Source organism: Nostoc sp. ChiQUE01b (assembly GCF_034531255.1).
Taxonomy (GTDB): Bacteria; Cyanobacteriota; Cyanobacteriia; order Cyanobacteriales; family Nostocaceae; genus Nostoc.
Window position 1 is genome coordinate 51,706 of the sequence record NZ_JAVRBM010000013.1, and the last position, 25,497, is coordinate 77,202.

Below are 25,497 nucleotides of genomic sequence, written 5' to 3' on the forward strand. Positions count from 1 at the left end.
AAAAACTATGGAAACATATCTTGTTTTTGTTGACGCTGTTAACAACAGCAACAAGTTCTGGAGCGCAAAAGCTGAAGGCAGCAACTTAATAGTCCAATGGGGACGTGTTGGTTATCAGGCACAAACCAAAGTCCACACATTAGGAAGTTATCAAAGAGCGGTTGCTAAATTTCACAATCTGGTAGCCGAAAAAAAATCTAAGGGATACAGAGAAAGTCAGCCACAAATAGATGGCGAACGCAGTATTTCAGATATCAGACGAGCGATACAACTATTAAATACTATACGCCTGGCTGTTGCAAACAGGAACTTTAGTGATAGCTACATACTTGCCCTTAACGAGTATCTGAAAATTGTCCCAACACCATTAGGAATGCAGATAGATCCTTACAGGGTGTACCGAACAGTTGTAGATGTTGACTATCAACAAGAACTGCTCAATTCTTTACTGGTGAATGAACCTGTAGCTGTTCAGTCCAAAGAATTGCCGAAATCTAAACCAGAAACTGTCAGTCTCAAGACTATCAGTAAGAACTTCTGGCGACATTTGTAATTTGAGAAGCGTCACTTTCTAAGAGATGCTAAAAAGCTACACTTCATTTTGAAATATTGTTTGGTTAAATTATGGAAATCAAGACTATTGCTGTAACTTACACACGTAAGTTCAATTTAGGCGACTACGAATCTTTAGAGTTAAGTTGCTCCTTATGGGGGCAAATTGATCCAAAAGAAGAAGATGCACAAGGGACGACACAATTTCTATTTCAACAAGCAAAGGATTCAGTTAAGGAAGCTGCAATCCCAGTAATTAAAGCTTCTACTCATCAAATGAATAAAGCTAAAGCGTACAAGCACTCTGCAACAAATCAATTTGACGATCTTGATAATTTCTAATGGCGTTGTTGCGTGAATAAGGAAAATGGTAAATTTTACCTATCGCCTATATTCTCTTGCCGCCAAGCCCAACGATGAAGACGAAAGCCCAGTACAAAGTTAAGAATTGGAACGCCTATGATGCAGCACTAAAGCAAAGAGGCAGTATAACTTTCTGGGTGAATGAAGAAGTCATCGAGCAGTGGCGCAATCAGCAGAAAACAGGGAGAAAGGGAGCATCCAATTATTACTCTGATGTGGCAATCGCCACTATGGGAACAATTCAATCAGTATTTCATTTACCAGGACGGCAAGCTGAGGGTTTTTTGGAATCGCTATTCATGCTCATGGGGATTGAACTAGCAGTGCCAGATCACTCTACCCTATCGAGACGTTTAAGCAAGTTGTCGGTAGAACTGCCATTAGTACCAAAGGACAAGGCTGTTCATGTAGTAGTGGATTCAACTGGTGTCAAAGTCTATGGTGAAGGCGAGTGGAAAGTTCGCACACATGGGGTTGGTAAACGACGTACATGGCGCAAGTTGCATTTAGGAGTTGATGAGGGAACTGGGGAGATTTTAGCTGCGGTAGTAACTACTAATGACATGGCTGATTGCGAGATTTTACCTGATTTATTAGAGCAGATTGACTCCGAGATTGAACAGGTGTCAGGTGATGGTGCTTATGACACATTCGACTGTTACGACACCATTACCAGGCGAGGAGCAAAAGCTGCGATTCCACCCCGCAGTAATGCCAAAATCCAACAACATGGTAACTCTAAAGCACTGCCCTATCCACGTGATGAAAATATCCGTCAACTGCGCCAAGTTGGAGCTAAACAATGGAAACAAGAAAGTGGATATCATCGACGTTCATTATCCGAAACAGCAATGTTTCGACTTAAAACTATTTTTGGGGGCAAGTTAAGACGACGCTTTTTTGATAACCAAGCTATCGAGTTGTTTCTGCAATGTGCTGCTCTTAATCGCATGATCCAGCTAGGTAAACCCGACAGTTACAAAGTAGAAGATTAATACTAACTCCACTATCAGATTAGTATGTCTTTTTTCTCATTCACGCAACAAAGCCATTTCTAATAACTGAAATTCACCTTTTAAATTCAAAAACACTTTAGTCAAGCATTAATACTGCTTGGCTATTTTTTTTTCACCCAGCGCTTTGACCCCCACAAACCACAACAGGAAAGACATCATGCCTAAAAAAGCTAATCTAGTCCCAAAAGACCATTCCCAGTTATGCCTTCAGTACCTAAGTCGTTGCGGTGGCAGCGCTCGGTTATGCAGTATCAATTTTAGCTTGGGAGTGATTCAAACATTGGTCAATCAAAGAAGAGTAAAGATTACGAATACAGGTGCAGGTTTTTTTGTGGAGTTAGACGAAGCGAAATGAAAACCCATAAAGTAACTCATCAATCATCTTTGCCTTCAAACACCCGTAATAAATTAGTTCTTCGTCGGACTCGAAAAAGATTTAACCCCAAAGTATTCATTGACCGCACCATAGAAAGAACTGCAATCGCCTCTCTGCTTTTAACTGGGTTTTTAGGAGTAGGAGCAATGGGGTGTTGGGGGCTGGAGATTATCGAGACAAATGCTAACCCCAACATCATCATTTCTGGTTGGCAACAACAGAAAAATATCTGCCTGGGTGCGATGCTGATAAGTTTTTCAGCCTTCTTAGGGACTTCTTTAGTCGGAGCTAGTTTGAGTATTCAACGAGACAAATTTTAGGGAAATAAACAACGATGGAAATCAGATTAACCACATCAGAGATTCGCACTATCTTGCAAGGATGTCAATATACGTTGCAACTTGTGGGGAGTAGTAAGGATTATCGCAGGCTTCAATCGTCAGAGCATTTTTCTACATCAAACGATGTAGTCCTAAATGATGCGTTCAATGTTTTGGAAGAAATAGTGAACGCAATTGATGGGGTGGAACAGATGACCTAGCCCCGTTGGGGGGGGTGTAGGGGTGGGGTGCAGGAGAAGAGAGATAGCCTCAACAACCTGCATCGTTACAAGGCCCGTTTACTGTATCCCCTACACCCAACACCCTACCCCCCACACCCTTGTTGTTGATCGAATAGCAAACAGAAAAAATCTAGAAATCAAGCAGAGATTTTTCAACACTGGAGGGCTATTCCCTACCACAGACTAACCCTACAACTAGGAGCGATCGCAGTATGGTACAAAACATTGGTATTAAACCAATGCATCCAAGAGAATTCAAAATAATTCACAATGCTTCTATATACCTGATGCATAGGCTTAGTGATTATCCTGAAGAAACAATAAGTCATTGGTTAGCTGACGAAAGTAGTACAAGATATCAACAGCCAAAACCACAGGTACTTAATCATTTTGGAGCTATCCATAAACTATTATCAGGTACTTAGCGTCAGGCTGACGCTAAGTCATTAGAAAAACCCTACTCACCAGCCGCTAGGGTTTTTATTATTAGTATTAGCAGTACCGGAATTCAATCGGAATTCAATCGGAATTCAACCGGAACTCAGTCGGAACTCTAGGAGCCGAAACCATTGCTAATTCAGGGAAGTTGTGTAGTTGAAGAATTGTTAACACGAGAAGAGGCAGCCAAAAAATTGGAGCCATCAGTTGGAATTAGACAGTTCCAAAAGTATCTAGACTTAGCTTCTTTATACTTGCCAGAATTTGAAGATTTTCGGGACGAAGATAATGGAGGGCTAAACGGACGAGCGAAGTTGACAAACTGGCATTTACCTGTGCTTCAAAGAATTAGAAGTTACGTTTTAGCCAAAGGTTCTTTGAAGAAGGTGGCAATTGAATTAAAAAATCACCCCGAAAAGTTTTTAGGAGCCTAAATCATGATCGTTAAAGAATTTGCACAAGCTCTCAACAGAGTCCCAGGAAAAGTAGTTGATGAGCTGCGCCGTCAATATCCAGAGCAAAAATGGACGGTCGATTCACTAGTTCCAGAGGAGATTTTAGCTAGATTTCAAGATATTACCAATAGTGAGAGATTACAGCCTCAACAATCACCTATAGCAGATATACCCGAAGCTACAATCACCAAAGCTGATGAGGCAATTCAACAAGCCTCATACAAGTTGACTGCGGCTGATAAAGAGACTATTTCTGGTGCTATAGCTGTTCAAAATGAGCAATCTAAGATTTTGGGTGCATCAACTGGTGTCACAGGAGCTTTGTTGTTCATGGAATCCTTGATTGGAGCCAAAGGGACGGTGTTGGATGCCTTTGCTGAACAATCCATGTTGGAAGTCGATAACCAGATTACCGAGATAGATCAGAGTTTGATTAATTTGGCAGAAGAAGCCTCAACAAGACTGGGGGAGTCGATCAGAAAAAAGGAACAACTCAAAGCGCGACTCAATTTGTTGCGGGAGAGAGTCAGTTCGATGGGGACACAGATCCGATTTTAGAAGCTTATAAAACAGTGGCGGCATTGTTACAAATCCAAAATGAAACTGTTGCTACTGTTGCCGAAATCCGACTGCTTCAAGAGCTATTAACTCATCAAAGGAAAAATCAAGTTATGGATATTCTCAGTACCGGATTGTTTGCGACTTCAGTTGTTGGCGCTTTAGGTGGCAGTGCATATCTCGTTGGTAGCGTTGTTGCTACTGGATTAATTGGTAGTGGGATGTTCATTCCCTTGGGATTACTTGTTGGTGCAGGATTGACTTTTCTGGGACGGGCATCAAAGTAATAGTGATGGGCGCGAGTGTTTCATAAAACTGTTTCACGAAACTGTTTCATGAAACGTTTCAACGGTTTCATCAATGTTTCAGGGCGTGAAACACCATGAAACAGCATTCCCCCGGCGTGAAACATGAAACGTGAAACATGAAACACCAGCTAATTCCCTACTCGAAAGCCTTTATGGGCGGGATTGTTTCACGAAGCTGTTTCACAGCACTGTTTCATGAAACAGTTTCAACGGTTTCATCAGTGTTTCAGGGTCGTGAAACACCGTGAAACAGCATTTCCCCGCGTGAAACATGAAACGTGAAACATGAAACACCAGCTAATTCCCTACTCGAAAGGCGTTATGAAGGGTAGTGTTTCACAGCACTGTTTCACGAAACTGTTTCAACGGTTTCATCAATGTTTCAGACTCGTGAAACAGCATGAAACAGCATTTTCAGGGTGAAACATGGGAAAAATTTGTACTAAGAACGCGCTATAGCACAGCAGTCTCATGTATAAGAAACAACTGTACTTAGCTTTGGCTGGTGTTGGCATTTGCATATTGCCTGTAATCATCCCCTTAGTACCCAAGTTGGGGGCTTATGCAGAGCTTCAACGGCTAAAAGCCTCAGAAGAACTAGAACGTTCCCGCATAGAAGAACGGGCTAAAACCAGTGATGCCTTGTATGAGGCGGGAGTGATGCCCACAAGTCGCAAGTTGAGAATTACCAATTACTTTGATAGCGCTAAACGCAATCCCAGACCAGACACAACCCTATATGTTGATGATGAGATTGTTGATGTTTTTGATGCGACGGGCAGGTGTATTGGACGAATTGAAGAAGGAATTTGGAAGTGGAAGCATAAAGCTAAAGGCATTTGTAAAACTGTTCAAAATATCAAACCAGTAAGGAGGAAGTAATGGCTAATAGTTCATCAAGTGCGGAAACTAATAGTACTGGCAACAGCGATAGTAAACCTAAAGGTAAGAAGCGATCGCTTGGTGAAATTATTGATTTTTGTGCCAAGGCTGTTGTGATGATTGTTGGTTTACCTATTAGGGCAGCCGCCGCGATTGTTAATCAGTTTGTTGCTAACGGTGGTGCAGGTCGTGCGTTAGTTGGCGGGATTTTATTTCTCGGCGGTTCCATGATTAGCGCTGATTCAACTTGGCAATTAATCTTTCAAGGCCCCCCTGTTTTTCCCTGGTTTGAGCCGGCTTGGAATTGGCTAAATGTGCCGTTTGCACTGTTCAACCCGTTTTCTTACCTTGCATTCATAATTTCTATCGGTGTTCAGGTAATTGAAGCCCACGCCCTACGCGGTAAGAACCCAGACTCAGCACGACGGGAACTTCAAGATCACATGGTTTATGAGCTTGAAACCAAGCCTAGTGGCAAGATTGACTTGGTAGGCCAACTCTGGGCGGACTACAAAACCGCAGGTATACGCGATCGCTCTAGCGCAGGGCTGGTTGTGATTGCGGTTTGGGTGTTCGATATTGTAACCACCTTTGCGGCTCGTAACCCATTTGAATTTACAGCCCCATTCATGATTTTGGGCTGTATTTTGTTTAACATCGGCACAATGATGGCGGGTGAAATTGGGTTCGCTATTTGGCGACTGACAAAGGATTAGAACGGAAACCGCCCAAAAAACCAATAACTATAAAAAAAGGGCGGCAACGTTTACCAAGGGAGGCATTTATGCAAAGTAATAATATCCCGAAAATTACAACTAAAGAAACTGAACATTTACGCGAATCATATCCTAGCTTGTCTCACTTGGAAGCTGGCAATATCGCCCAATGGCTGCAAGAGAGAAAAGATGGATTATTTGAAATGGCACGGGCATCTGAGAATGAAGCAGACATGACTCGTGTACTTGGTTTGTTGGCTTCTGGGATCGGAGCAGTTTGTTATGCGGTTAACCCTTTGGCACTAGTTGGTGGTTTAGTCGGTGGTGCTGCGTGGTTATGGTTTGTTGTCGAACACTCCAACCGCACTAAAGAAATTGCCCCCTTGCCTTTTGTACGTGGCAACTTTATAGACGCTCTAGCTCGTGCCGGGGATTATGATGCGAGGAGCAATTATCAAGCGGATCATCTTGCCAATACTGTTAAATTCCTAGAGCGACAATCAGCAGAAGAGTACACCTTTCTTCATGCTGAGTTTGAAAATATTAGTCAGTATTTAACACAAGTTGAGCCAGGAAAACGCTTTTATGCTTATCGCTGGATGTTTGGCTGGTTTAGCAAGCTCAAGGGTCGTCAGCTACCCACTTATGAAAGCATGGCTCTTCATTTACAGGATGTGACAATTGACAGCCGGGTGAATCGGTCGGAGATAAGTGCCATCGCACAGGCTCAAGCCCAGTTACCACCGACCGTAGATATCAAACAGTTTCAATCGCCACAGGTAGATATTGGGAAGATGAACCAAGCTGCGGAGCTTTCTAGACCTACAGAGTTACAACCATCTTCCTCTGATGGGCTTGTACCAGAGACTATAATTAATATCCCTCTGACTAATAGGGCAAACGCACTGATCGCTGCTTTAACGAAAAGTGGGTTTCAAGTAGAAGATATGATGAGTTCTCAGGTGATAGCGATCGCTGGTACTCAGCGAGGTGGCAAGGGAACCTTAGCAGCAATCTTGGCAACATTATCAACTGCACTTGACCCCGGATTGAACACCCAATACTTTACAGCCGGCGTGGACGTTTACCCCTTTGCCTGCAACTTGACCTCTGCTCTTAAATACCCGGATAAAGATGCGGATGGGGCTGATGAACTCGTCGCTCGTGATTTATTGAAATTTCTTAAGGGTTTAGATGGAAGCAAACCTTACTCCCATAAAAATTTACTGCTAGTAATTGATGAGGCGATGCGGTTGTTGTCATTGTTGGAGGAGAGCGATCGCACTTGGGCTATTCAATATCTGCTGAGTCGCTTTGCTAAATCTGGTGGTACATTAATTATCGTGCTGCATGGCTCTAACCTGACAAGCGTGGTCGGGAAAGCTACGGCTGGGCTGGCAGACACCTTTAAGCAATCGGTTAACTTTATTGGCTGTGTAGCTCAAGCGGTTAGCGCTGGTGGTCTACGCAAAATGAATGTTGCTAGTGGAGAATATTTCAAAGCCAACCCTAACAACTTTGGAGAACCTGTTAGCGGTGGCAATCTGGGCATGATTCCCGAATGGCTAAAGACTTACAAACACCCAGGCAATGGGCAACCAGATCCAGCCAGAACATTACTTCAGTTTTTCCCGGAATTAGTTCAAGAGCATGAAAAGGCAGTCATACCTAGAGGGGAGAAGATTGCTCCATCAGACGCAGTTAATCATCTGGAGTCCATTTTTTCAAAGCCTTATCAAGAAGTGGATTTTCTGGAAGTAGAAGAAACTAAGATTTCTCAGGCTGATTTAGACCAAATTGTGGCAATCGTTGCGGCTACTGCTAGCCCTCCAACTTCTTTTGCTGCTATCAGAAACAGCCGCAAGTGGGGCGACGAGAAAAAGAGTGTTCTTTACTTGAGGAATGCCCTATCACAATTGATTGACACTAACCAATTATGCGGAAACGAGAAAGATGGTTTTAGCGTTTTGAACACTAACCAGTAACATTCGTGACGCTGACCGTTGAGTTCTAGTTGAGTTCCGGTCGAGTTCCGGTCAAGTTCCGGTATTCTCACATCTCCAAGTACGGCTGAAAAATAGAGTCGTTTTTATCTCTCCAGCAAGATTTAATTTTTCTAAACATTTTCTGGAATGTCGGAGCATAGAAAGTTTAAAAATGAGTGATAAATTAACTTATTCTTTACAAAGATTACCTATAAGTCCAGTTACGCAAGACAGATTGGCTATTGAACGCCTATAAAAACAGTACGGCGCTTCTTTACTAGAAATTATTAATCAGATAGAAAACTATGCCATCGTTCACCTCCCGGTACTAACCCCAGCAAATATTCAAACTCTTGCATTGTGATATCTGCTGGTAATATCGAAGCCAACACACTGGCGCGATTAAAAGACAAAGGCTTACACGAATACCAGCGATGTAATCCTTTAAATGGATTTCCCCCGTGTTCAAAATTAACTTGCTCGTTTAATACCTGCACAGGCATCATTTTTTCAATAAAAACATCGGGGCGTTTAGGCTTTGAATTATTCATTTTATTACCAACCATAAGTCCGAATATTATTAAAATTAATTGTATCAATACCTACTTTTTGCAGATAATTAGCTAACTTAAAATCATCTGTAAGCACTAAATATTTATTTTTTGCTAAAGTCACAATTCCACAGTCAGTCAGCCCATACTTAGTAAAATTATCTAGCTGAACAGCATCTACACTTTCAATATAAAATTCATCTAATGTAGTCATTGCTTGAGCAAAGACAGAGTAACATTGAGAACGTTCTGGTTCACCAATCTGGTTAACCAGACTATTTACTTCAGTCAGCACATTAGGAGTTGTAACAATTTTTGAGAAATACGACAAGATACTCACCAGCAAATCGTAATCTTCTGGTAAAAACTTTTCAGTCCGATTAAATTGTGATATTCGACCTCGATTTACAGTCCCAACAAACCAAAGTAATAAAATATTTGTATCAATTAAAATTCCTTTTTGCTTGTAAGTTTGAAACAATAAAGTAATATAATCTTTCATACCTCACGAATTTTCATCGATTTTACTTCCCCCGTCTCGGCATCTACGGTAAATATTTTATACTCACGTTCATATTTAGTAGCTAAAGAAATAGCTTCGGGAATGAGTGTTCTTTCAGTCTTAGCTACAGGGCGACTAAAACCTAAAGTTACATGCCAAAACCTTTTATCCTCTGACAATTCTACTTCTTCAAGCAAGATATCATTGATAGAGTTACCTATCATATCCTGAATACCTTCAAAATATTCTTTAGCAGCTACAACAGCATTACGCACGTCAATTTTCATATATTTTACCTCCTGATTTATAATGACAAAGGCTTACGCGAATACCAGCCACGTAGTCCTTTAAAAGGCTTTTCCTCATATTCAAAACTAACTTGCTTGTTCAGCACTTGCACGATTATTATTTTTTCGATAAAGACGGATAGGCGTTTGAGGGTTGAGTCGGTCATACATTAATAGTGCTAGATAAAACACTAACCGTATTAGCAAATCTTTTACTAAATTACCAGGTCAGCTCCTTTGTCTGCTTCTGTGGACGTTTGATCCGCTTGAAAACAGGTATACCCATCTGCTCCTCAAGTTGCTGTATTCAAAGGGCATAAAGTGCTAACCAAGGATTTTAAGGAAGTTCAGATTCAAATTGCCTTTCGCCCTGCGGATGCTAAGTTTGAGGTAGCAGATGCAGCCATTCAGCGAGATCCTGAATATATATTTAATACTTCCCAACTGTGGTCAGATTCTATTGATATTTTTGAGTTCGTAGACCATACCAAGAGATACCTGTGAGTTTTGCTTAGGTAAAGGGAATAATTAGCTTATCAGGTAAAATCTACAACCATGTTGCCTCGTATCATTAACGATCGCTACGCTTTATCTCCCAACCTGCGCTCTGGTGGTATGGCGGATGTCTACCAAGCCATTGACATGAAAGAAGGATTGCGACAGGTAGCAGTCAAAGTTTTCAAACATGGGCAGATTGAAGTAGACATCTTAGTTGAATCCTTCCGACGCGAAACTCAGGCACTCAGGGAGTTAAAGCATCCCAGCATTGTCGAGCTTTTTGATTCAGGACGAGATAAACAGACTGGAGAATATTTCTTGGTCTTAGAGTGGATGGAGAGAGATTTAGCGGTACTGCTAAAAGAAACTCCATTAGAAGGATGGGATTCTTATTGGGAAAGGTTAGCTCTTCCAATACTGAATGCCCTTGCATTCTCTCATGAGCGTAAATATGTCCATCGGGATCTCAAACCGAGCAATATTCTAATTGGTAGCGATGGCAGGTTAAAACTGGCTGATTTTGGGATTTCCAAACTCAGGGGTTATTTCCGCCCGACTGTAACGTTAAGGGAATTTGTCTCTCGTCCCTTTACACCTCAAGAAGAAGATGACGGTTCTTATCCTTATACCCGTGATGTGTTTAGTTTTGGGGTAATGACACTGAAATGTTTGACTGAGGGTGATCTCGATTACAGTAGCTTTTCGAGTGCGATCGCTGCCCTTGATGCTCCCCCTGAAATCATCGAAATTATCGAACGTGCTGTCTCGAACGATCCTGCGGAACGGCAACCAAATGCAGAAGTATTATTAGCAGAGTTAGAAGCAATTCAGCAGAAGCGATCGCGCAAGCAAACAACCCGAAAATACTCCTGTTATCTCCAACTAACTCGTAATGCTGTAAGAAACCTTGAAAATGAGCTTCAGTTACCAGAGACGGAAATTCAGAAGGTTCTACTTGAGGATTTAAATGCTGGATGTGGCATTGCTAAGAAGTCAAGCAGTGGTACAAATGGACAATCTGCTGATAATCATTATTCAATTTTTGGCTTCTCTTACCGCTATTTAGTTGCAGCAGAGCAAGATTGTCTAGTTATAATCAATGCTCAAAGCTTTTCTAGTGTTGTCCTAGAACAAAATCGGGAACGATCCTGGCAAGCGCCTTATGAATTCAAATTTGGAAAACCAATCGTTAAGTGGGAAGCTGAGGATGTCATCAGAGAACTTAAGCTAGGGGTTGAAGAACATGAGGCGAATTTAAGGCAATCACGAGCCGAAGAGGAGAAGCAACGTATCTTTCGAGTGTGGTGGGACATTCTAAGGGCGAAGACAGACTGGGAGCAGAAGCGGGAAGAGCCGATTAAATACACAAGTGCTACACCTGATGGCAGTCGTGTCATTTTTCAAATCGCAGAATTACCAGAGTCAGACATTACCGGACAACCACGCCATGTGACACGTTCCAACGGATTTAGCATTTTGGGTGGAGACGTAGTGGAAGTAGTTGATGACAAACTGGTTCTGTACGTGAAATATGGTGAACCAGATCGCTTACCTCAAACAGGGGAACTGCGATTTGATACTCGCTTGGCTGAAATTGCCCTGAACCGCCAGAAAAATGCCCTAGATGCAATTCGCTACGATCGTGCTGTTCGCTCTGACTTACGAGAGTTACTAGCCAATCCTCAAGAAATTCAGGCCCCTGCCTTAGATATCGAGATTAAATTCATCCAATTTTTGAATGAGTCTCAGAAGGAAGTTGTAAAAGCGGCCCTGTCAACACAAGACTTTCTGTTAGTTCAAGGGCCACCAGGGACGGGTAAAACAACGTTTATTACAGAAGTCATCCTACAAACCCTTCAGCAGAACCCTGAAGCAAGAATTCTACTTAGTTCTCAAACCCACGTTGCACTCGATAACGCATTGGAAAGGATTCAAGAAAAAAACTCCAACTTGAAGCTGATTCGCATTGGCAATCATGAGCGGGTATCAGAAGGTGTTTACTCGTTGCTTTTAGAAGAACAAATGGCAAAGTGGCGGGAAAATGCGATTGCCCAAGGGCAACAGTTCCTTGCTAATTGGTCTGCACGTAGCGGAATTTCTCAGCAGGATTTGGAGAAAGCTGTTCTCTTTCAAGAGTTGAAAAATATTGCCTTGAACCTAGAGTCTCTAAGAGTAGAACTGGCAAGCCGTAAGCAGGAGAGAGAAGATAATTTTTCCGCACTCAATGATGAAGGAAAACCCAAATCTCAACGACAGCGAAATGTACCAACAGACAGGGTAGAGGAGTTTCAACGATTAGAAGAGGAAATCGAACAACTAGAGAAACAGGCAAAGGCTGCACGGGATGAGCAGAAACACAAAGCAAAACGTCTTCAAGAAATTACGCGCATCAAAACTATTGATGAATTGCTAAGACTATCAGCTGAAGAATTAGAGCAGAGGAGCAAGAGCTTAATTGATCCCAACTCACCTAATGCAAAAATCCTCCAACAGCTAATTAGTCTGCAAACACAATGGTTCGAGCAGTTTGGGCGCAATGAACGATTTAATGCACCTTTGATCAAGCGATCGCAAGTCGTTGCAGGAACGTGTATTGGAATCTCCAGGGAAATTTCTGACATTGAATTTGATCTGTGCATTGTTGATGAGGCTTCTAAAGCAACCGCGACTGAAGTTTTAGTACCAATGGCGCGTTCAAAAAAATGGATATTGGTAGGCGATCCCAAACAACTACCACCTTTTCAAGATGAAGCCAGCCGAAATTCCGAATTTTTGGAAGATTATGAATTGGCATCAGACGACATTCAAGAAACCCTGTTTGATCGCTTGTTAAGAACCTTGCCAGATGCTTGCCGTAAGATGCTGGCAATTCAGCATCGAATGGTTGAGCCGATAGGAAAGTTGATCAGCACCTGCTTTTATGAAGGTCAGTTGGGTAGTAATGGGCCTGCAATAGATAAAACTTTAAGTCAGGTTTTGCAACGACCTGTCACATGGTTGACTACCTCAAAGCTCAAAAATAGCCGCGAACAAGTCCTTAAGTCTAGCTTTAATAACTCCTGTGAAGTCAGAGTTATTGTTCAGTGGCTTAAACAACTTAACCGAGTTGCAGAGGAAGCTCAAAAACATTACACTGTAGCAGTTTTGAGCGGGTATGCAGCCCAACTGAAATTGCTCAATCGCGGCTTGGATGCAGAACAAAGTAGCCTAAAAGCTTTGACAATCGAGTGCAATACTGTTGATGCCTTTCAAGGGCGGGAAGCAGATATCGTTGTTTACTCAGTGACTCGATCCAACAAAGATGGCAAAATTGGATTTCTCAAAGATGAAGCCAGACTAAATGTGGCGCTATCTAGAGGACGGGTTGGTTTGCTGATTGTTGGCGATCATCAATTTTGTCGAGCGTTAAGTCACAGTCCCCTACATAGTGTCCTGCACTACATTGAACAACACCCAGAAGATTGTATTCAGACGGAGCCAAACTTATGACCTGGGAAGAATTTACGTCTTTACATCTAGAAGACCTGCGTCGCTATGATAATCGTTCCGGGTTCGACCTGGTTTGCTGCCAGGAAGTTGGGCTGCCCGTCTACAAAATTACGGTTGAAGCTCTGACTCAGGTTCGTAAACCAATTCCGCCGATTGAGGAGTACGTTCTCAAAGCGATTAATGTTGGTCTTTCATCCGAAGAAGAAATTGCCGGATTTCTGGGTTTAGAATTACTAACAATCCGAGAAGCAATGGTCAATCTACGGGTGAGTGAAGACATTGATCTAATTGCTCCTGATGTTTCACAATTTCAGGTATGGAAGCTAACGAAAAAGGGAGAGAAAACTTTACAAGAAGCCAGAATTATTGTGCCAGAAGAACGAACTTTCGATATTAACTTTGATGGACTTTTAAGAATCCCGCGCTGGTATGGTCAATTAAACTCACGCTTGCTCAAAGCAAAAGATTTGCGCGACTTTAGCATTGTTGAAATTGAGTCTTCACCAAAACGTCCTCCAGAATTGTCCGACCTCAAGTTGAAGGATGTTGACGAAATTATTCAGCAGATTGAGAAGGATAGTAAAGCCAGAGTTCGTCAGGAGCGAGATTTACTGGCTTTGAAGGCGATTGATCGGAGACAACGCTTTTTTCAACCAGCTACTGCACTGGTCTTTAAAGCAAAAGAGAGTGATGAGATTCAGGTGGCATTTGTCATTGATGGTATTGTTTCCAGCGAACATGAGGCTGCCTTTGCTCGTGCGGATGGGGTAAAGAAACTCCGAATTGCTGAGACATTAAGTCAGAGTGAACCGCGAAGGCTGGCTGAAGAGATACTAGGGCGTGAGTTTGTCGCTCAGTCACCTGTTGACGAGATTGCAATTCTTAAAAAAGAGACGACTGCGGCTCAAGCCAAAATTCAAGCTCAGATTGAAACAACTCAGGAAAAGATTGAGCAGGCAGAGGACGATGAAGAGAAACAAGCGCTTTATCAACAACTTCAAGATGCGTTAAAGCAAATTGAGCAGCTTCAATTTCAACTCGATTCTGTGCTGGCAACAGTACCGATGCGCTGGTTAGACATGTACGAACATCGCCCCTTGCTAGAACAAGCCCTTAAGGATAGCCGAGAACGCCTGATGATCTTCTCACCTTGGATTCGGGCTAACTCGGTCAACCGTTGGTTTCTCCAGCAATTTGAGAATTTGCTAAAACGAGGAGTGCAAGTTTTCATCGGGTATGGGTTAGGTGAGAAGGACGAAAAGCGCAGTTCAGCAGATATTCAAGCTGAGAAGAATCTGCAAAAGCTGGCAAGCCAATATTCCAAGACCTTTACACTTAAACGACTTGGAGATACTCACGCCAAAATCCTCATTTCAGACACCAAATTTGCGGTTACTACCAGCTTTAACTGGTTATCTTTTAAAGGGGAGCGCGATCGCACCTTCCGCGACGAGCGAGGGACGCTGGTTTCTGACTCGCACAAGATTGACGAGTTGTTTGATAAGCTGCTGAAGCGATTGACCGACGAATCGCACGTATAGCTTGAATTTCAGACAGTAATATGGGAATTTATGGATGGGCGATGGGTACCATGCAATGAAAGGGAAAGCAAAGTATGATTGATTTACTCAAAGATAATTTAAAGCACTTTGAGGAGTATAAAGACTGCATTATAAAAGTGTGGCGCAATAATAAGTATCTGTAGCGATCACACCTACATTTCGCAGGTGTGATCGCTTAAATGGTTCAGTTAAACATACTCCCTCTACAGAGATCGGCCTACCTTAAAACAACCTAGAGTGGTAAAACTCGCTAGAGTAGATTTTTCATGATTGAAATAGGCGTAAATAGGTAAACCAAAATTTTCAATAATAACGAATTTACTACGTTTAAGTTTTTGCTCTAGCTAGTTTTGCCACGCTAGAAAACAACAACTCACCCCTTAATATCTTTCCCACTCCTATAGTTCATCGCCTTGGGTTTCCTCTTGCCTATCGGTACTACTTTCGATTGCTTGGGAGGTTGTGGCGGACGGCATTTTTCACAATAGAGCGGTCGGACTCCGAAGGTTTCTCGTTCTCAATGAGTTGTGACTGCGGTAAATAGCAATGTCCGCCTTCGCCTGCTTCACTCAATGTGTGGATAATGCCAGCACAGTATCTACAGTATCTAAAGTTAGTAGATAACTACTATTTTTTACTGCGGTTCTCGTTTCAGTGACAATTAGCTACAGGACTGTTCGCCATCTTTTTCCAGAATGGCAATTAATTCCCCCACTCGCATATTCTCTCCCGTCCACACTTGATCTAATAACCGCAAATTTTCAAGAGTTAGGTCGCTCTCTTTCAGTATTGATACGTTTGTTTTACCCAGCGCCATCAACAAATCTTCAAATACAACTAAGCCATTAAACTCCAAGTCTTGAATCTCGGCTGATGCTAAGGCTGACAATCGATCACCACAAATCTCAATCATGAACCAGTCACAAAAATCTTTTTCCAGCAATGGATGACGACCACTGATCCCTTGCATCAGCCATAAACCATAAATACTGGCTGTTGCATCATCCATTGTGGCTAAACGTTTAGCTGCCACCTTCCCAAGATTCTCAAAAAATCGCACACCTAAAGCTTTCTCTAACATCTGCATTGACTCTGGTAGTGCATGAGCTATAACAGAAATTTGGCTATTGTCTAGTTGTTTAGAATGATAATTTTCTAAATATTCATTTGCCTCCTTTGATGCCAACATCCTACCATCTGGGTGTAAGTTGAAATCAACCCCTGGCTTGAAACCTCCTTGAACTAGTTTTTGGATCATGCTTGTCGATACATCCTTTACGGCTTGTTGATAACTTTCCTTACCTACATAATTTTGCAAGAACCAAACAAAATTTGCATACTCTACTTGCACAAGAACTTCTTTAAGGATTATTGTCTCATCCTCTAATTGTGCTAGATTTAGGATTTTTTGAATTTCTTGCAGATTTTGACAAGAAATTGCTTCTATCAACTGCTGTTTTAGGAGTTCATTTTGCGAATTCATTTATCTCCATGCTCAACGGGACTTTACTGCGTTAACTATAGTGGATTAGCACTAACTGTTGTTCAGGTAGTTTAAGGGACGCTTGATAGGTTTTATAAACAGTTTATTGTTCAACTTAAAATACACGATTAGTTGTCGAACTTAAACAGCATTAAAGTTTTATTAGCTATAATCATCCGCTTGGAGTACAGCTTCTATTTCTTTAAGTTTTTGCTGTAAGGATTGATGAAACTTTTTAAGATTAGAACGCTCAATCTTCTCTACACTAAGCTCTTTCAAGCCACGCATTATATTTTTTACTTGTTTATCATTTGGATTGTTAGCAGGCTTGGATGCATTATTTGAAATAATTTGATTGACGAGTTCTTGAGTTTCCAGAAGTGTTAAATTTTGTTCAACGACTTTTTGGGTAGTTTCTACTCTGATTTTTACTACTTTTTTCTCATCTACTTTTAGCTTTTTAGCTGACAATCTTTGTAATACCATTGCATGAGCAGCTTTAAGGTTGGAATCTCGAATCGCTGCTTGCAAATCTGGAAAAAGCGATAACATCCGAAAATCATTGGATGTCACTGATGCTGGATTTAAACCTAAATCTAATAAAACCTTGAAAATCTGCTTTTCTGCATTATCTAGATCGAGGTCATCTAAAACTTGATTTTGTTTATCATCACTTTCTCCAATTAATTCACCCACCTGTTTCATGCGTTTTTGATATTCTAGACGACGAACAGCAGTAGCTAAAATACGTGGGGCTTCTGCCAAGCTAACTTCTGTTTGCTCAGAAATTTCTTTTAAAAGAGCTTCTGCTTTATCAAGAGGGTTGAGGTCTTCACGATATAGTGTTGTAAGCAGTGCTTTCCTATGCAAATCTTGAGGGCGAGGCATGACAACAGATTTTAATGTCTTCCAGTTCAGCTGCATTGCTGCACGCCATCGTCTTTCACCATCAAATAAATCAAAACCTGAACCTTGCGTTATTAAAATTACAGGCTGTAGCTGTCCATCTTTTTCCAAAGTACGTGCCATAGAGTTAATACTTTGGGCAGAAAATGTTTTTCTTGGTTGCTCAGGATTGGGGCAAATTAAGGTTATGTCTATTTCCTGTTGCCCCGACTGCATTGTTAATTGTTCACGTAACGCGGCAATTTGCACTTCTAACTCTGGGGCTTGTAAAGCTCTCAGGCGCTCGACTTCTGCTTGCAGTTTATTGATCTCAACTTCTGCATCTGACATTTGAGCAGCAGTACTAAACATTTTTGTTAAATCTACTTTTGAACGTGCCATTTTACTTCGCTCCTACAATGGCCGATAAATCAGATGCTAGTTTGGCAAAGTCTTTGCAAGCTGGATGTCTCTTTCGATAAAGATGCAGTGGTAATCCTGCTCCCGAAGCATTGCTAAACTCATAAGAAAACCTAATCTCTGGGTAACAATGAGCATCTTTAAGCTGTAACTGCTGAATTATAGTCGGCATTTGTGCCAAAATCTCGTTATGAATAGCCTGATCTGCCCTATATTGATTAGGAACTATTCCCATGATCTGTGGGTAAGGATCTAATCGCAATCTTCTACATTCAATAAAATAAAATTGGAGTAGCTCAGATGCTCCACTAGCACTTTTTGGCTCAAGCTGTATAGGGATAAGAATATGAGTACTAGCTGCAAGTGCAGCTAAATTGAGTCGCCCTAATGTAGCAGGACAATCAATGATTATTAAATCATGCTCTACAGGATAATCTTTAAGACTATCAGCTAGAAGATAAGGGCCACGAGGATGATTAACTAAATCATCAGCAGTTTTTAGCAGAGGCTGTTGTATGCTTTGGCAAACTTCTACTTTCACCTTGTACTTGCTCCAACATGGCACAAAAGGCCATTTGCCTGAAAAATTATCAGATAGTACAGCAGAAACAGACTGCTCAGGATCTGAAGGTTTCTCCAATCCACAAAATAAACTCAGAGAACCTTGAGGATCTAAATCAATAAGTCCTACTGAGCAAGTGCGACGACCGACTTTCCGATTAGCTAATTCATAAGCCAAGTGTGTTGCTAAAGTAGTTTTACCACTGCCTCCAGCATTACTGAGAATAGCTAAAATTACCTTTTGATGTTCTGTTTTTGGCACAGCTATTTCTAATATATTTGTCAAAGTTTAATCTCAGATTTTAAAATCTGAGATTTAATATCCCATAAATAAACCTAAAAAAAATCGTTGAGTCGGCATAACTGCTCTTATAGCACAGAGTTAACCTACTCATCACTTTTATAAGTCATGGGTCTTGGCTTGCCCTTCTTCTTCGGCTCCACTAAAGATTTCTTAGGTGGTGCAGGTGGACGACAGGTTTCGCAGTACAAGGGGCGTGGGCCGTAAGTCTCACGGCTGGTAGGTTGATCGCATTGCTTACAGACGAAGTTGAATACGCGCGTGTGAATTTGCCGTTTGTGCGCTCTGACGGTGTATTCTTTGACGGAGATTTCTTTGCTTGCCATTGTTTAGCTTACTGCGGCTTAATAATTTAACGTAGTTAACTGCTTTCCTTGAATCTTAGCCTTTTCAAATATTCAGATACTTAACTAACCAATCAAAAGCAGCACTTTTATTTTACTCATGAAAAAACTTTAAAAGTTGCTTTGGGGGCTATATGGGGGCTATAGATACCCCAAAGATAATTCAGAATTATTATCAAAATATAACTCCCATGTGGGGGCTTTTTGGGGGCTTTTTGGGGGCTTTTTGACCACTTTACATTTTGTACCCCATTTAGCCCCCAAGGGCTGATGATAGACTTTGACCCTGGAGAAGAAATAGGCAGAAGGGCAAAGGAACAAGAGGGCTTTAAAAATTTCTCAAGTCTTAAGACCTATATACCCGTAGCAATAGCGTCATGAGTTCTGTTGCCGCAGCATGAATAAAAGCTGCAATTGTTGTGTAATCTCTTTGAGCAAGCGTAAATCTTTTTGAGTAACCGCTTTTTGATATTCAGCAAAGAGTGCTTCGTATTGCTTATCCAAAATCAAGTTGGCTGACTCAGAAGAATCTTTTGCTTGCTGCTGTCTATTTTTTTCGAGCCATAGGTCGGACATTTTCTTGAAATCTTCGTATCTAAAATTTTCTTCACTCATGGTCAAAAAGTTCATTAGCCCTCTTCATCCTCTTCATCTTCCTCTTCATAATCTGCGTAATCTGCATAGTCTTTCCCGTGTTGTTCGTACCACAAACGTTCTTCTTGAGCCGCTTCCCTCTGTATTCTTTTCCGCTCTGCTATCTCTGCTTCTAGGATTTCTTGCTCTAACTTTGCCTTTTCAAACTTTTCTCTCTCCAGCCTTTCTCGCTCTTGGGTTTCTCGATCTACCCTCTCCTTCTCAATTCTGATTAATCGCTGCTCGATTCGCCAACAGTAGAAATCCAAAGCTTTACCCGTCGCGGCTCCGGTACAGGCTCCACCCACTAGAAAAATCAGTCCAGTTTTCCACCCTCGGATAGGGCCACCACTCCACTCCAAACTTTTCTGATTGAACCACACCAGCAAAGAATAGACAGAAATCCCAACTACAGTATTAATAAGAGCGAAAATTCTGGGTGTTATCTCAGTCTGTCGCAGTACCAGCCACTGTCCGAGCCAAAGTATTGCACCAAAGATGACAGAGGCGATCGCGCTCATAACCAAATGATCTGGATATGTGAACGGATCTAGCGTCATATTAATGATCAGTGGCACAAATATCAGCGCACAGAGGAAAAAGCCGATTAATAAGCCAGCAACACTTATTAGGCTCCAGTAGCGACCGAGATAACCCAGGCGGAATTCCAATATCCACTCCTGCACTGGAAGCATTGTGACGTAAAATGCCATTGCCGCACTGACGTAATCGAGCATTGGGCTAAGTTAACTGTATATTTAGCGTATTTAGCATCACCGTGCCAAAACGGATAAGGCAAGATATTAATAATCTAAGACGAATTGAAGCGATTATTACTGAAAGGTTTCTTACTCCCCGCGATCGCCTCATCTGGGCATGGGGAGTTATAACATCCCACTCTATACAAGGATTCGCCTTTTCACTGGTTATCATGTATCAGAAGCACTAGCACTCCAGACGACTATTCCTAGTGAAATTAGTGTATTGTACTTTTTTGGTGTTTGATATTTCTGGTGAGATGTCGGGATTTAAGGTATTGTTGGCGTGGTGGGCATTGAGGGCGTTAGTACTCACAGTTTTAGGAGGACGGCGTTAACCAGGATGAGCGATGCCGGGATACCGTTGCGCCACATACAGGAGATATCGGGACATCGGACTTTGGCAGCTTTGGAGCGATATCTGGGGGTCACTGAGAAGCAGAAGCAAAACGCTATCTCTGCTTTGGATTTTTGAACAATGTATGTAAAAAGCTGTTTGTTAAAAAGTCACCACTTTTAATTACGGAGAGTCTCTGGTTTGATTAGTGGGAATTGCAATTTAAATATTGCGATCGCCTTTTTTATGAGTCGGGTAATAGAAGTTAAGCCAAATTACTATGGCACTTAGGGCAGCGATGGATTGAAGCATTAGCATCTGTGCTAAAAGCTATGTTGCAAAAAGGGCAAATAGCCATAGGGTGATGGCATTGTTCACACCCTATTACGTCAACCGCATCTGTTGAATTTAATAATTCTATATATGAGCGCCCTTTGCTAAAAAAAGCATTAGTAACACCCGAAAAAATTGCAAATGCGACATTGGTATCAAAATAATCTGAAGTAAAACAACGCTCTGTTTTACAGATTGGGCATTCACCCTTCCATACAGAATCTAGCCTTTTACCAGAACCTTGATGCAGAGAGACTTCTATTATAGCCATCACTTGTTGTTGTTAATATTACTATCTAGGTTCCACTGCATAAGCTAGCAACAGCATCAGTAAAAACTCTAGACACGCTAAATTAAATACGCTCCAAATTTATGACGATAACCGCAACCGCGACCAACTGGAGATGTCCGAGCTATTGATGGACGTAAAACTAGCGGTGCGATGTAGAAAGTCGAATGTTAGAGATTAAATAAATCCTCATACAAGTGAGCAGAGAATTAACTCTCTCATTGTTGAGTGTCATGTCCTAACATACCTGAGCTAACAAAGTGGTCAGTGCCGCTTACTGTGTCCCATAATATATAGTTATATTCCTAAAAATACGCATGATAATTTACTCAATCGTTTTGCATCTGAGTACTATAATGCACCAATCCACAAAGAGAGAAATGAGATATTAATAGATTTTTCAAGACAGCAAACACTTGAAAGGAAGAAGAACGAAGAAAGTAAAGGATATATTAATCGAGGTTGGAGCTATTCATTTCGTAACAATCGAATTACGCAAGGAATCTAAATTGATTTTTTAGCTCGTGCTATACTTCTGTAGACTTATTTTCCAATCCGCCAAAACTCTGGGAGAGATGTGTTTACCCCTCTCGTTGATTAAGGTATCAGCCATTGTCGTCACCTCTATCACTGTTTTGTGTCCTGTCTCTACCATCTCAGCTAATAATCGCAGTGTTCTGGTGTAGGCAACACCGTATGCCTTGCAGGTTTCAATAACTAGCCCATCATCACTAGCACAAATCAGCAATTGATGACGGGCAATGGCAATTGTAGATCGATCCGCGACACTCAAAAGGGGCGCTCTAACGTTAAATTCCAGAAAACTGGCAAACATCTCTTCTGTGGAAAGAGCCAGAGGTGTTAAGTATTGGTTAGCAGCTTGACGAGTTTGGGTTTCCAGTTGATCTGAGTCTAGAAGTTCCTGGGCAATGTACAACGGGCTGTAGTGCTGTTGTAGCCACCTCCACTCGTTCAGCCAGCGAAAATCAATGAGTGCTGTTGCGTCAAGAATTGTTCCGTTAAGCGACTGCATAAACCTCATTTTCTTGACGACGCACCCGCAGTTTTTCAACAGTTAAGTTGAGAAGTTCTGCTGCTTTCATCTCTGAAATCTTGCCCAATTTTAAGGACTGCCAAATTAGAAATTCATAACGTTCATTTTCTGGATAATCATCCGCAGGCAGTGCTGGTGGTAATTCCATTGAGTTTTGCAAAGATGCACCATCATGTTGCTTTTTATAAATAGCACATATTTTGGCTTTCTCTTTAGCAAAATCAATAATTCCCATTTCTGTTAAACGATTCAAGATAACTAAGTAACTCACCCGAAAATGCCGTTTGAGTTTGACAATATCTTGGGTAAGTGTATACATTCGCTCAAATTCAGCTTGAGGCACAAGTAGATGACTAGCAAAGTAATTAGCTACTTTTTCTCGTGCTTTTTCTTCTTCTTTGGTTCCTTCTTCAATTAGAGTGTTTTGGTACTCTACACGATGGAAGATGAGGTGTCCAATTTCATGTGCAAGGGTAAATAATTGACGTTCAATGGTGATGTTATGGGTATTGACCAAAACAAAAGCACCTTCAATATCACTACAAGCACTAAGACCAAAGAAATCTTTAATAGGAATGGACTGGCGTAAAACTTTTAAGCCGATTTCTTCTACAGACTGAAACAGGTTGGCAATAGGAGCATCTCCCAAGCCCAAGCGATGGCGAAACAAAGCAGCTATTGTCTGAATGTGCTTTTCGTTGCCTTCTACTTGATGGCAAGGTGTACTTTCTGGGGTGTAGGTCGGTAAGCCAACGGCTTGTTCTAGGGCGTTATAAGTTTGCAGCATTCGTAGCATTTGGGCTGCAAACTGGGCATTTTTGTCGAATGTTACATAAGCGCGGAACCGGAAGTTGGGTAGTCCTTCACCTTGTGAGCGTAGCAAGTCATCGAGTGTAATGCCCAAAGCATTCGCCAGAGCAGAAAGGATTTTGCTGTCTGGTAAAGTTTTGGCGTTCTCGTAGTTATTAATACTCTGGCGAGTAACCCCTGCTTGTTCTGCAAGTTGCTCTTGAGACAAGCCTAGACTTTTACGGTAGCGGATCAGGTTGCCAGCGATGATCTCTTTCATAGTTGAGTTGCCCTTATTCGCTGGAGGACTAAAATTTGTCAAAGTAGCTGTAACTATATTTCCTAATTATAATAGAAAATGTAAAAGATGTTTGACATTAGCGAAAAGACTTATAGGAGTAAATTTATGACTATTGCAATCGGAAGATGGCAGTTTGAAGGCCCATACTCACACACAAGCAACTTAGATAACCGTTCAGGCGTTTACGCCATTCTTGACGGAAGAGTAGATGGTATGTATTGGATGATAGATATAGGTGAATCTACCACAGTCAGGGCAAGAATTGAAAATCACGACAGAGCAAACTGCTGGGTAAGAAACCAACAGGGGACACTAGCCGTTGCAGTTCTTTACACCCCACACTTTCAACAAGCAGGAAGACGGACAATTGAACAAGAAATCCGAAGTATGTACCCGTTAGCTTGTGGAATTCGATAGAGGAATAGAAGTTGCATCTCCAAGCAGAATTCTCATTAAATAAGCGCTAAACAACTTGTCAGTACTTATTTAATAGGGCGAATCTCTCCATGTTGCCGAATGTGTTCAACTAACCGCTTGGTTTCACCACCAGCTAATTCTAGTTCCCTGAGATTGCCCACCAAAATAAACAATTCCCTTGCCCTACTAACGGCTGTATTCAGTAAATTAGGTTTACGGTTGAGAAACCAAAAACTATGCTCTTGATGGCACTGGTAAGGAGAGAAGATGATCACTGCTTTCTCTCCCCCCTGAAACGTGTAAACTATGCCAGTATCATCTCAAGAAAAGTTTCGCCAACGCTTCGTGAGTCGATATCTGAGTGCGTTGGCTTGCTGTAAAAACGGCGACATTACCCCAATCATCTTTGAGTTGTCGGCAACGCCAAGGTTATAGCCCTGTTTTCCTTCTAAGTCCTGGTTTTGATATGTAAGGTTACTCAACATTTGTCAGCGTCTCTAGTTGTACAAGTAGCTTTTATATTTGCTTGCGCTTCTTCGGATTTGACCAAATATGGGACTTTCTTATTTTGGTAGTCGCATCGGTAAAGCGCCTTTGTAATCGTTATACTCGGTGTTTGGGCTAGAGGCTAGGCTTTTCTTCTCACTAATGCGCTGTCTGATTTTACTTAAAGACCAGTTTAGGGCAATAGCTTGTTCTAAAAACTCAACACGCTCATTCAACCTGGGAATCTGGGCGAGCGCTTTGCAATGAAGAGAGTGATACTTGTTAGCATCAAGCCAATTATAAAATAGTCCGAGACTTAAGTAGCTCTCCAAATTTTAGTCTCTCGATGGATTTCTTTGAAAATGAAGAAATTCATATTCATTTTTAAAACTTCTTGTATTCGCCTCGTACTTAATTACGAGGCTGTTAGCGCTTCGCGGGACTTTTGTGAACATTACAAAAATTTCGGAGAAATACAATGGATATTCAATCTCTACTCACCCAAGCTATTGAAGTTATTGTTATGAGCTTTGTTGCTCTGATGATTTTCGATTTTATGGATGGACTTTACGTTGTGCCATTACCAGCTATTGCAATTACACAATCCAATGTCAGTTCCAAATCTACAGTAACAGCACCTCTTGAACCACTATCTAACACTGAGCAACTAGTAGTCAAACCTCAACAAATCCCCTTCGTTACATCACAGTTTGAGAAAATTTCTGACCCCTGGACATTAGAGCTAGAGCCTCACAACAGTTCTACCGAAATTCAACCAGTTATACTCCCGTTCCCCTCACTAAGGCTGCTACCACCAGCAACAGGAGTACAACCAAAAGCTAGGGCAACCAGGAAATCCACCGCCAAACCAAAATCCACTACAACCAAGAAATCCAGCAAACCTACCAACAAAGCCGCGACTCCTCTTCGTTCTGACTCTGGCAAGAAGTCCGTGGCATAATCCACAGCTTGGTTTATCAGAAAGAGCGATGGCTGTGCCAACGCC

35 protein-coding genes and 1 pseudogene are annotated in these 25,497 nt (G+C 41.6%); 21 read left to right on the forward strand and 15 right to left on the reverse strand.

Annotated features, from left to right (window positions below; genetic code table 11):
* Positions 1–7 precede the first annotated feature (7 nt).
* The 14 genes from RMY63_RS11295 (at position 8) to RMY63_RS11360 (ending at position 8,211) form a co-directional block, all read left to right on the forward strand.
* Positions 8–553 (forward strand): WGR domain-containing protein, encoded by a 546-nt coding sequence (locus RMY63_RS11295; protein ID WP_322728788.1) that lies wholly within the window; start codon positions 8–10, stop codon positions 551–553.
* A 71-nt stretch (positions 554–624) separates the two neighbouring features.
* Positions 625–894 carry a hypothetical protein gene (locus RMY63_RS11300; protein ID WP_322728789.1) on the forward strand — a complete coding sequence of 90 codons (270 nt, stop codon included), beginning with the start codon at positions 625–627 and terminating at the stop codon, positions 892–894.
* A 74-nt stretch (positions 895–968) separates the two neighbouring features.
* Positions 969–1,910 carry an IS5 family transposase gene (locus RMY63_RS11305; protein ID WP_322728790.1) on the forward strand — a complete coding sequence of 314 codons (942 nt, stop codon included), beginning with the start codon at positions 969–971 and terminating at the stop codon, positions 1,908–1,910.
* 178 nt (positions 1,911–2,088) lie between these two features.
* On the forward strand, positions 2,089–2,286 hold the full coding sequence (locus tag RMY63_RS11310; protein WP_322728791.1) for a hypothetical protein: 198 nt from the start codon (positions 2,089–2,091) through the stop codon (positions 2,284–2,286).
* A complete protein-coding gene (locus tag RMY63_RS11315) occupies positions 2,283–2,627 on the forward strand; it encodes a hypothetical protein (RefSeq protein ID WP_322728792.1) in 345 nt (114 codons plus the stop codon). Before RMY63_RS11310 ends, RMY63_RS11315 begins: the two co-directional genes overlap by 4 nt.
* Before the next feature lie 14 nt (positions 2,628–2,641).
* Positions 2,642–2,848 carry a hypothetical protein gene (locus RMY63_RS11320; RefSeq protein ID WP_292867104.1) on the forward strand — a complete coding sequence of 69 codons (207 nt, stop codon included), beginning with the start codon at positions 2,642–2,644 and terminating at the stop codon, positions 2,846–2,848.
* A gap of 233 nt (positions 2,849–3,081) precedes the next feature.
* The gene (locus RMY63_RS11325) at positions 3,082–3,294 is read left to right on the forward strand and encodes a hypothetical protein (RefSeq protein ID WP_194144376.1); all 213 of its coding nucleotides are present in this window, start codon (positions 3,082–3,084) and stop codon (positions 3,292–3,294) included.
* 144 nt (positions 3,295–3,438) lie between these two features.
* Positions 3,439–3,741 carry a hypothetical protein gene (locus RMY63_RS11330; protein WP_185582776.1) on the forward strand — a complete coding sequence of 101 codons (303 nt, stop codon included), beginning with the start codon at positions 3,439–3,441 and terminating at the stop codon, positions 3,739–3,741.
* 3 nt (positions 3,742–3,744) lie between these two features.
* Positions 3,745–4,320 carry a hypothetical protein gene (locus RMY63_RS11335; protein ID WP_322728793.1) on the forward strand — a complete coding sequence of 192 codons (576 nt, stop codon included), beginning with the start codon at positions 3,745–3,747 and terminating at the stop codon, positions 4,318–4,320.
* 14 nt (positions 4,321–4,334) lie between these two features.
* Entirely contained in the window at positions 4,335–4,607 is a 273-nt protein-coding gene (locus RMY63_RS11340) for a hypothetical protein (protein WP_179076895.1), read from the forward strand.
* Between the two features lie 137 nt (positions 4,608–4,744).
* On the forward strand, positions 4,745–4,876 hold the full coding sequence (locus RMY63_RS11345; RefSeq protein WP_322728794.1) for a hypothetical protein: 132 nt from the start codon (positions 4,745–4,747) through the stop codon (positions 4,874–4,876).
* A 223-nt stretch (positions 4,877–5,099) separates the two neighbouring features.
* Positions 5,100–5,510 (forward strand): hypothetical protein, encoded by a 411-nt coding sequence (locus RMY63_RS11350; protein ID WP_322728795.1) that lies wholly within the window; start codon positions 5,100–5,102, stop codon positions 5,508–5,510.
* Complete coding sequence (locus RMY63_RS11355; RefSeq protein ID WP_322728796.1) at positions 5,510–6,226, forward strand: hypothetical protein; 717 nt, start codon at positions 5,510–5,512, stop codon at positions 6,224–6,226. The genes RMY63_RS11350 and RMY63_RS11355 overlap by 1 nt, the downstream gene beginning before the upstream one ends.
* A gap of 68 nt (positions 6,227–6,294) precedes the next feature.
* Positions 6,295–8,211 (forward strand): hypothetical protein, encoded by a 1,917-nt coding sequence (locus RMY63_RS11360; RefSeq protein ID WP_322728797.1) that lies wholly within the window; start codon positions 6,295–6,297, stop codon positions 8,209–8,211.
* Between the two features lie 287 nt (positions 8,212–8,498).
* Here the strand turns inward: RMY63_RS11360 and RMY63_RS11365 are convergent, their stop codons facing one another.
* From RMY63_RS11365 to RMY63_RS11380, 4 genes are read right to left on the reverse strand one after another with little or no spacing between them, the layout of a single operon-like run.
* Entirely contained in the window at positions 8,499–8,762 is a 264-nt protein-coding gene (locus tag RMY63_RS11365; protein WP_322728798.1) for a DUF1156 domain-containing protein, read from the reverse strand.
* Positions 8,763–8,766: 4 nt separating this feature from the next.
* On the reverse strand, positions 8,767–9,264 hold the full coding sequence (locus RMY63_RS11370; protein ID WP_251960869.1) for a PIN domain-containing protein: 498 nt from the start codon (positions 9,262–9,264) through the stop codon (positions 8,767–8,769).
* Positions 9,261–9,551: a hypothetical protein gene (locus RMY63_RS11375; protein WP_322728799.1), complete on the reverse strand. Its 291-nt coding sequence runs from the start codon at positions 9,549–9,551 to the stop codon at positions 9,261–9,263. The genes RMY63_RS11370 and RMY63_RS11375 overlap by 4 nt, the downstream gene beginning before the upstream one ends.
* A 17-nt stretch (positions 9,552–9,568) precedes the next feature.
* Entirely contained in the window at positions 9,569–9,718 is a 150-nt protein-coding gene (locus tag RMY63_RS11380) for a hypothetical protein (protein WP_322728800.1), read from the reverse strand.
* A gap of 154 nt (positions 9,719–9,872) precedes the next feature.
* Here RMY63_RS11380 and RMY63_RS11385 point away from each other — a divergent pair, with 154 nt between their 5' ends.
* Genes RMY63_RS11385 through RMY63_RS11395 form a run of 3 tightly spaced genes read left to right on the forward strand, consistent with a single transcriptional unit; the run spans position 9,873 to position 15,079 of the window.
* Positions 9,873–10,055, forward strand: coding sequence for a hypothetical protein (locus RMY63_RS11385; protein WP_322728801.1), 183 nt, complete (start codon positions 9,873–9,875; stop codon positions 10,053–10,055).
* Positions 10,056–10,106: 51 nt separating this feature from the next.
* On the forward strand, positions 10,107–13,538 hold the full coding sequence (locus RMY63_RS11390; protein WP_322728802.1) for an AAA domain-containing protein: 3,432 nt from the start codon (positions 10,107–10,109) through the stop codon (positions 13,536–13,538).
* Positions 13,535–15,079, forward strand: a complete 1,545-nt coding sequence (locus RMY63_RS11395) for a phospholipase D-like domain-containing protein (RefSeq protein ID WP_322728803.1) — start codon at positions 13,535–13,537, stop codon at positions 15,077–15,079. The genes RMY63_RS11390 and RMY63_RS11395 overlap by 4 nt, the downstream gene beginning before the upstream one ends.
* Before the next feature lie 682 nt (positions 15,080–15,761).
* Here the strand turns inward: RMY63_RS11395 and RMY63_RS11400 are convergent.
* The 6 genes from RMY63_RS11400 to RMY63_RS11425 all read right to left on the reverse strand — a co-directional run bounded on the left by RMY63_RS11400 (position 15,762) and on the right by RMY63_RS11425 (position 20,464).
* On the reverse strand, positions 15,762–16,583 hold the full coding sequence (locus RMY63_RS11400) for a hypothetical protein (RefSeq protein WP_322728804.1): 822 nt from the start codon (positions 16,581–16,583) through the stop codon (positions 15,762–15,764).
* 162 nt (positions 16,584–16,745) lie between these two features.
* Positions 16,746–17,738 carry a ParB/RepB/Spo0J family partition protein gene (locus RMY63_RS11405; RefSeq protein ID WP_322728805.1) on the reverse strand — a complete coding sequence of 331 codons (993 nt, stop codon included), beginning with the start codon at positions 17,736–17,738 and terminating at the stop codon, positions 16,746–16,748.
* Between the two features lie 133 nt (positions 17,739–17,871).
* Positions 17,872–18,735 (reverse strand): ParA family protein, encoded by an 864-nt coding sequence (locus RMY63_RS11410; protein ID WP_322728806.1) that lies wholly within the window; start codon positions 18,733–18,735, stop codon positions 17,872–17,874.
* A 101-nt stretch (positions 18,736–18,836) separates the two neighbouring features.
* Positions 18,837–19,076, reverse strand: coding sequence for a hypothetical protein (locus tag RMY63_RS11415; protein ID WP_322728807.1), 240 nt, complete (start codon positions 19,074–19,076; stop codon positions 18,837–18,839).
* 393 nt (positions 19,077–19,469) lie between these two features.
* A complete protein-coding gene (locus RMY63_RS11420; protein WP_322728808.1) occupies positions 19,470–19,724 on the reverse strand; it encodes a hypothetical protein in 255 nt (84 codons plus the stop codon).
* Positions 19,724–20,464 (reverse strand): hypothetical protein, encoded by a 741-nt coding sequence (locus tag RMY63_RS11425; RefSeq protein ID WP_322728809.1) that lies wholly within the window; start codon positions 20,462–20,464, stop codon positions 19,724–19,726. Before RMY63_RS11425 ends, RMY63_RS11420 begins: the two co-directional genes overlap by 1 nt.
* Positions 20,465–20,774: 310 nt before the next feature.
* On the opposite strand from RMY63_RS11425, the pseudogene RMY63_RS11430 reads away from it, so the two are divergent.
* Positions 20,775–20,960: pseudogene (locus tag RMY63_RS11430) on the forward strand (tyrosine-type recombinase/integrase); the annotation flags it as partial.
* A 127-nt stretch (positions 20,961–21,087) separates the two neighbouring features.
* Here the strand turns inward: RMY63_RS11430 and RMY63_RS11435 are convergent.
* The 3 genes from RMY63_RS11435 to RMY63_RS11445 form a co-directional block, all read right to left on the reverse strand.
* Positions 21,088–21,426, reverse strand: a complete 339-nt coding sequence (locus RMY63_RS11435) for a hypothetical protein (protein ID WP_322728810.1) — start codon at positions 21,424–21,426, stop codon at positions 21,088–21,090.
* 535 nt (positions 21,427–21,961) lie between these two features.
* Entirely contained in the window at positions 21,962–22,477 is a 516-nt protein-coding gene (locus RMY63_RS11440) for a hypothetical protein (protein WP_322728811.1), read from the reverse strand.
* Entirely contained in the window at positions 22,464–23,567 is a 1,104-nt protein-coding gene (locus tag RMY63_RS11445) for a helix-turn-helix domain-containing protein (protein ID WP_163929137.1), read from the reverse strand. Before RMY63_RS11445 ends, RMY63_RS11440 begins: the two co-directional genes overlap by 14 nt.
* A gap of 126 nt (positions 23,568–23,693) precedes the next feature.
* Here RMY63_RS11445 and RMY63_RS11450 point away from each other — a divergent pair, with 126 nt between their 5' ends.
* A complete protein-coding gene (locus tag RMY63_RS11450; RefSeq protein ID WP_322728812.1) occupies positions 23,694–24,005 on the forward strand; it encodes a hypothetical protein in 312 nt (103 codons plus the stop codon).
* A 65-nt stretch (positions 24,006–24,070) separates the two neighbouring features.
* Here the strand turns inward: RMY63_RS11450 and RMY63_RS11455 are convergent, their stop codons facing one another.
* A complete protein-coding gene (locus RMY63_RS11455) occupies positions 24,071–24,313 on the reverse strand; it encodes an AAA domain-containing protein (protein WP_322728865.1) in 243 nt (80 codons plus the stop codon).
* On the opposite strand from RMY63_RS11455, the gene RMY63_RS11460 reads away from it, so the two are divergent.
* Positions 24,312–24,440, forward strand: coding sequence for a hypothetical protein (locus RMY63_RS11460; RefSeq protein ID WP_322728813.1), 129 nt, complete (start codon positions 24,312–24,314; stop codon positions 24,438–24,440). The two genes, RMY63_RS11455 and RMY63_RS11460, sit on opposite strands and share 2 nt — an antisense overlap.
* 128 nt (positions 24,441–24,568) lie before the next feature.
* Here the strand turns inward: RMY63_RS11460 and RMY63_RS11465 are convergent, their stop codons facing one another.
* Positions 24,569–24,727 carry a hypothetical protein gene (locus RMY63_RS11465; RefSeq protein ID WP_322728814.1) on the reverse strand — a complete coding sequence of 53 codons (159 nt, stop codon included), beginning with the start codon at positions 24,725–24,727 and terminating at the stop codon, positions 24,569–24,571.
* Between the two features lie 242 nt (positions 24,728–24,969).
* Here RMY63_RS11465 and RMY63_RS11470 point away from each other — a divergent pair, with 242 nt between their 5' ends.
* A complete protein-coding gene (locus RMY63_RS11470; protein WP_322728815.1) occupies positions 24,970–25,452 on the forward strand; it encodes a hypothetical protein in 483 nt (160 codons plus the stop codon).
* Positions 25,453–25,497 lie beyond the last annotated feature (45 nt).

Excerpts from the sequence above, each read along its gene's own strand:
- RMY63_RS11370 (WP_251960869.1), bottom strand. The coding sequence starts at position 9,264 with ATGAAAGATTATATTACTTTATTGTTTCAAACTTACAAGCAAAAAGGA.
- RMY63_RS11415 (WP_322728807.1), bottom strand. The coding sequence starts at position 19,076 with ATGGCAAGCAAAGAAATCTCCGTCAAAGAATACACCGTCAGAGCGCAC.
- RMY63_RS11295 (WP_322728788.1), top strand. The coding sequence starts at position 8 with ATGGAAACATATCTTGTTTTTGTTGACGCTGTTAACAACAGCAACAAG.
- RMY63_RS11425 (WP_322728809.1), bottom strand. The coding sequence starts at position 20,464 with ATGCTCGATTACGTCAGTGCGGCAATGGCATTTTACGTCACAATGCTT.
- RMY63_RS11400 (WP_322728804.1), bottom strand. The coding sequence starts at position 16,583 with ATGAATTCGCAAAATGAACTCCTAAAACAGCAGTTGATAGAAGCAATT.
- RMY63_RS11355 (WP_322728796.1), top strand. The coding sequence starts at position 5,510 with ATGGCTAATAGTTCATCAAGTGCGGAAACTAATAGTACTGGCAACAGC.
- RMY63_RS11325 (WP_194144376.1), top strand. The coding sequence starts at position 3,082 with ATGGTACAAAACATTGGTATTAAACCAATGCATCCAAGAGAATTCAAA.
- RMY63_RS11365 (WP_322728798.1), bottom strand. The coding sequence starts at position 8,762 with ATGAATAATTCAAAGCCTAAACGCCCCGATGTTTTTATTGAAAAAATG.
- RMY63_RS11310 (WP_322728791.1), top strand. The coding sequence starts at position 2,089 with ATGCCTAAAAAAGCTAATCTAGTCCCAAAAGACCATTCCCAGTTATGC.
- RMY63_RS11305 (WP_322728790.1), top strand. The coding sequence starts at position 969 with ATGAAGACGAAAGCCCAGTACAAAGTTAAGAATTGGAACGCCTATGAT.
- RMY63_RS11315 (WP_322728792.1), top strand. The coding sequence starts at position 2,283 with ATGAAAACCCATAAAGTAACTCATCAATCATCTTTGCCTTCAAACACC.
- RMY63_RS11450 (WP_322728812.1), top strand. The coding sequence starts at position 23,694 with ATGACTATTGCAATCGGAAGATGGCAGTTTGAAGGCCCATACTCACAC.
- RMY63_RS11445 (WP_163929137.1), bottom strand. The coding sequence starts at position 23,567 with ATGAAAGAGATCATCGCTGGCAACCTGATCCGCTACCGTAAAAGTCTA.
- RMY63_RS11435 (WP_322728810.1), bottom strand. The coding sequence starts at position 21,426 with ATGGCTATAATAGAAGTCTCTCTGCATCAAGGTTCTGGTAAAAGGCTA.
- RMY63_RS11390 (WP_322728802.1), top strand. The coding sequence starts at position 10,107 with ATGTTGCCTCGTATCATTAACGATCGCTACGCTTTATCTCCCAACCTG.
- RMY63_RS11300 (WP_322728789.1), top strand. The coding sequence starts at position 625 with ATGGAAATCAAGACTATTGCTGTAACTTACACACGTAAGTTCAATTTA.
- RMY63_RS11335 (WP_322728793.1), top strand. The coding sequence starts at position 3,745 with ATGATCGTTAAAGAATTTGCACAAGCTCTCAACAGAGTCCCAGGAAAA.
- RMY63_RS11360 (WP_322728797.1), top strand. The coding sequence starts at position 6,295 with ATGCAAAGTAATAATATCCCGAAAATTACAACTAAAGAAACTGAACAT.
- RMY63_RS11420 (WP_322728808.1), bottom strand. The coding sequence starts at position 19,724 with ATGAACTTTTTGACCATGAGTGAAGAAAATTTTAGATACGAAGATTTC.
- RMY63_RS11320 (WP_292867104.1), top strand. The coding sequence starts at position 2,642 with ATGGAAATCAGATTAACCACATCAGAGATTCGCACTATCTTGCAAGGA.
- RMY63_RS11440 (WP_322728811.1), bottom strand. The coding sequence starts at position 22,477 with ATGCAGTCGCTTAACGGAACAATTCTTGACGCAACAGCACTCATTGAT.
- RMY63_RS11395 (WP_322728803.1), top strand. The coding sequence starts at position 13,535 with ATGACCTGGGAAGAATTTACGTCTTTACATCTAGAAGACCTGCGTCGC.
- RMY63_RS11380 (WP_322728800.1), bottom strand. The coding sequence starts at position 9,718 with ATGACCGACTCAACCCTCAAACGCCTATCCGTCTTTATCGAAAAAATA.
- RMY63_RS11375 (WP_322728799.1), bottom strand. The coding sequence starts at position 9,551 with ATGAAAATTGACGTGCGTAATGCTGTTGTAGCTGCTAAAGAATATTTT.
- RMY63_RS11460 (WP_322728813.1), top strand. The coding sequence starts at position 24,312 with ATGCCAGTATCATCTCAAGAAAAGTTTCGCCAACGCTTCGTGAGTCGA.
- RMY63_RS11470 (WP_322728815.1), top strand. The coding sequence starts at position 24,970 with ATGGATATTCAATCTCTACTCACCCAAGCTATTGAAGTTATTGTTATG.
- RMY63_RS11345 (WP_322728794.1), top strand. The coding sequence starts at position 4,745 with ATGAAACACCAGCTAATTCCCTACTCGAAAGCCTTTATGGGCGGGATT.
- RMY63_RS11350 (WP_322728795.1), top strand. The coding sequence starts at position 5,100 with ATGTATAAGAAACAACTGTACTTAGCTTTGGCTGGTGTTGGCATTTGC.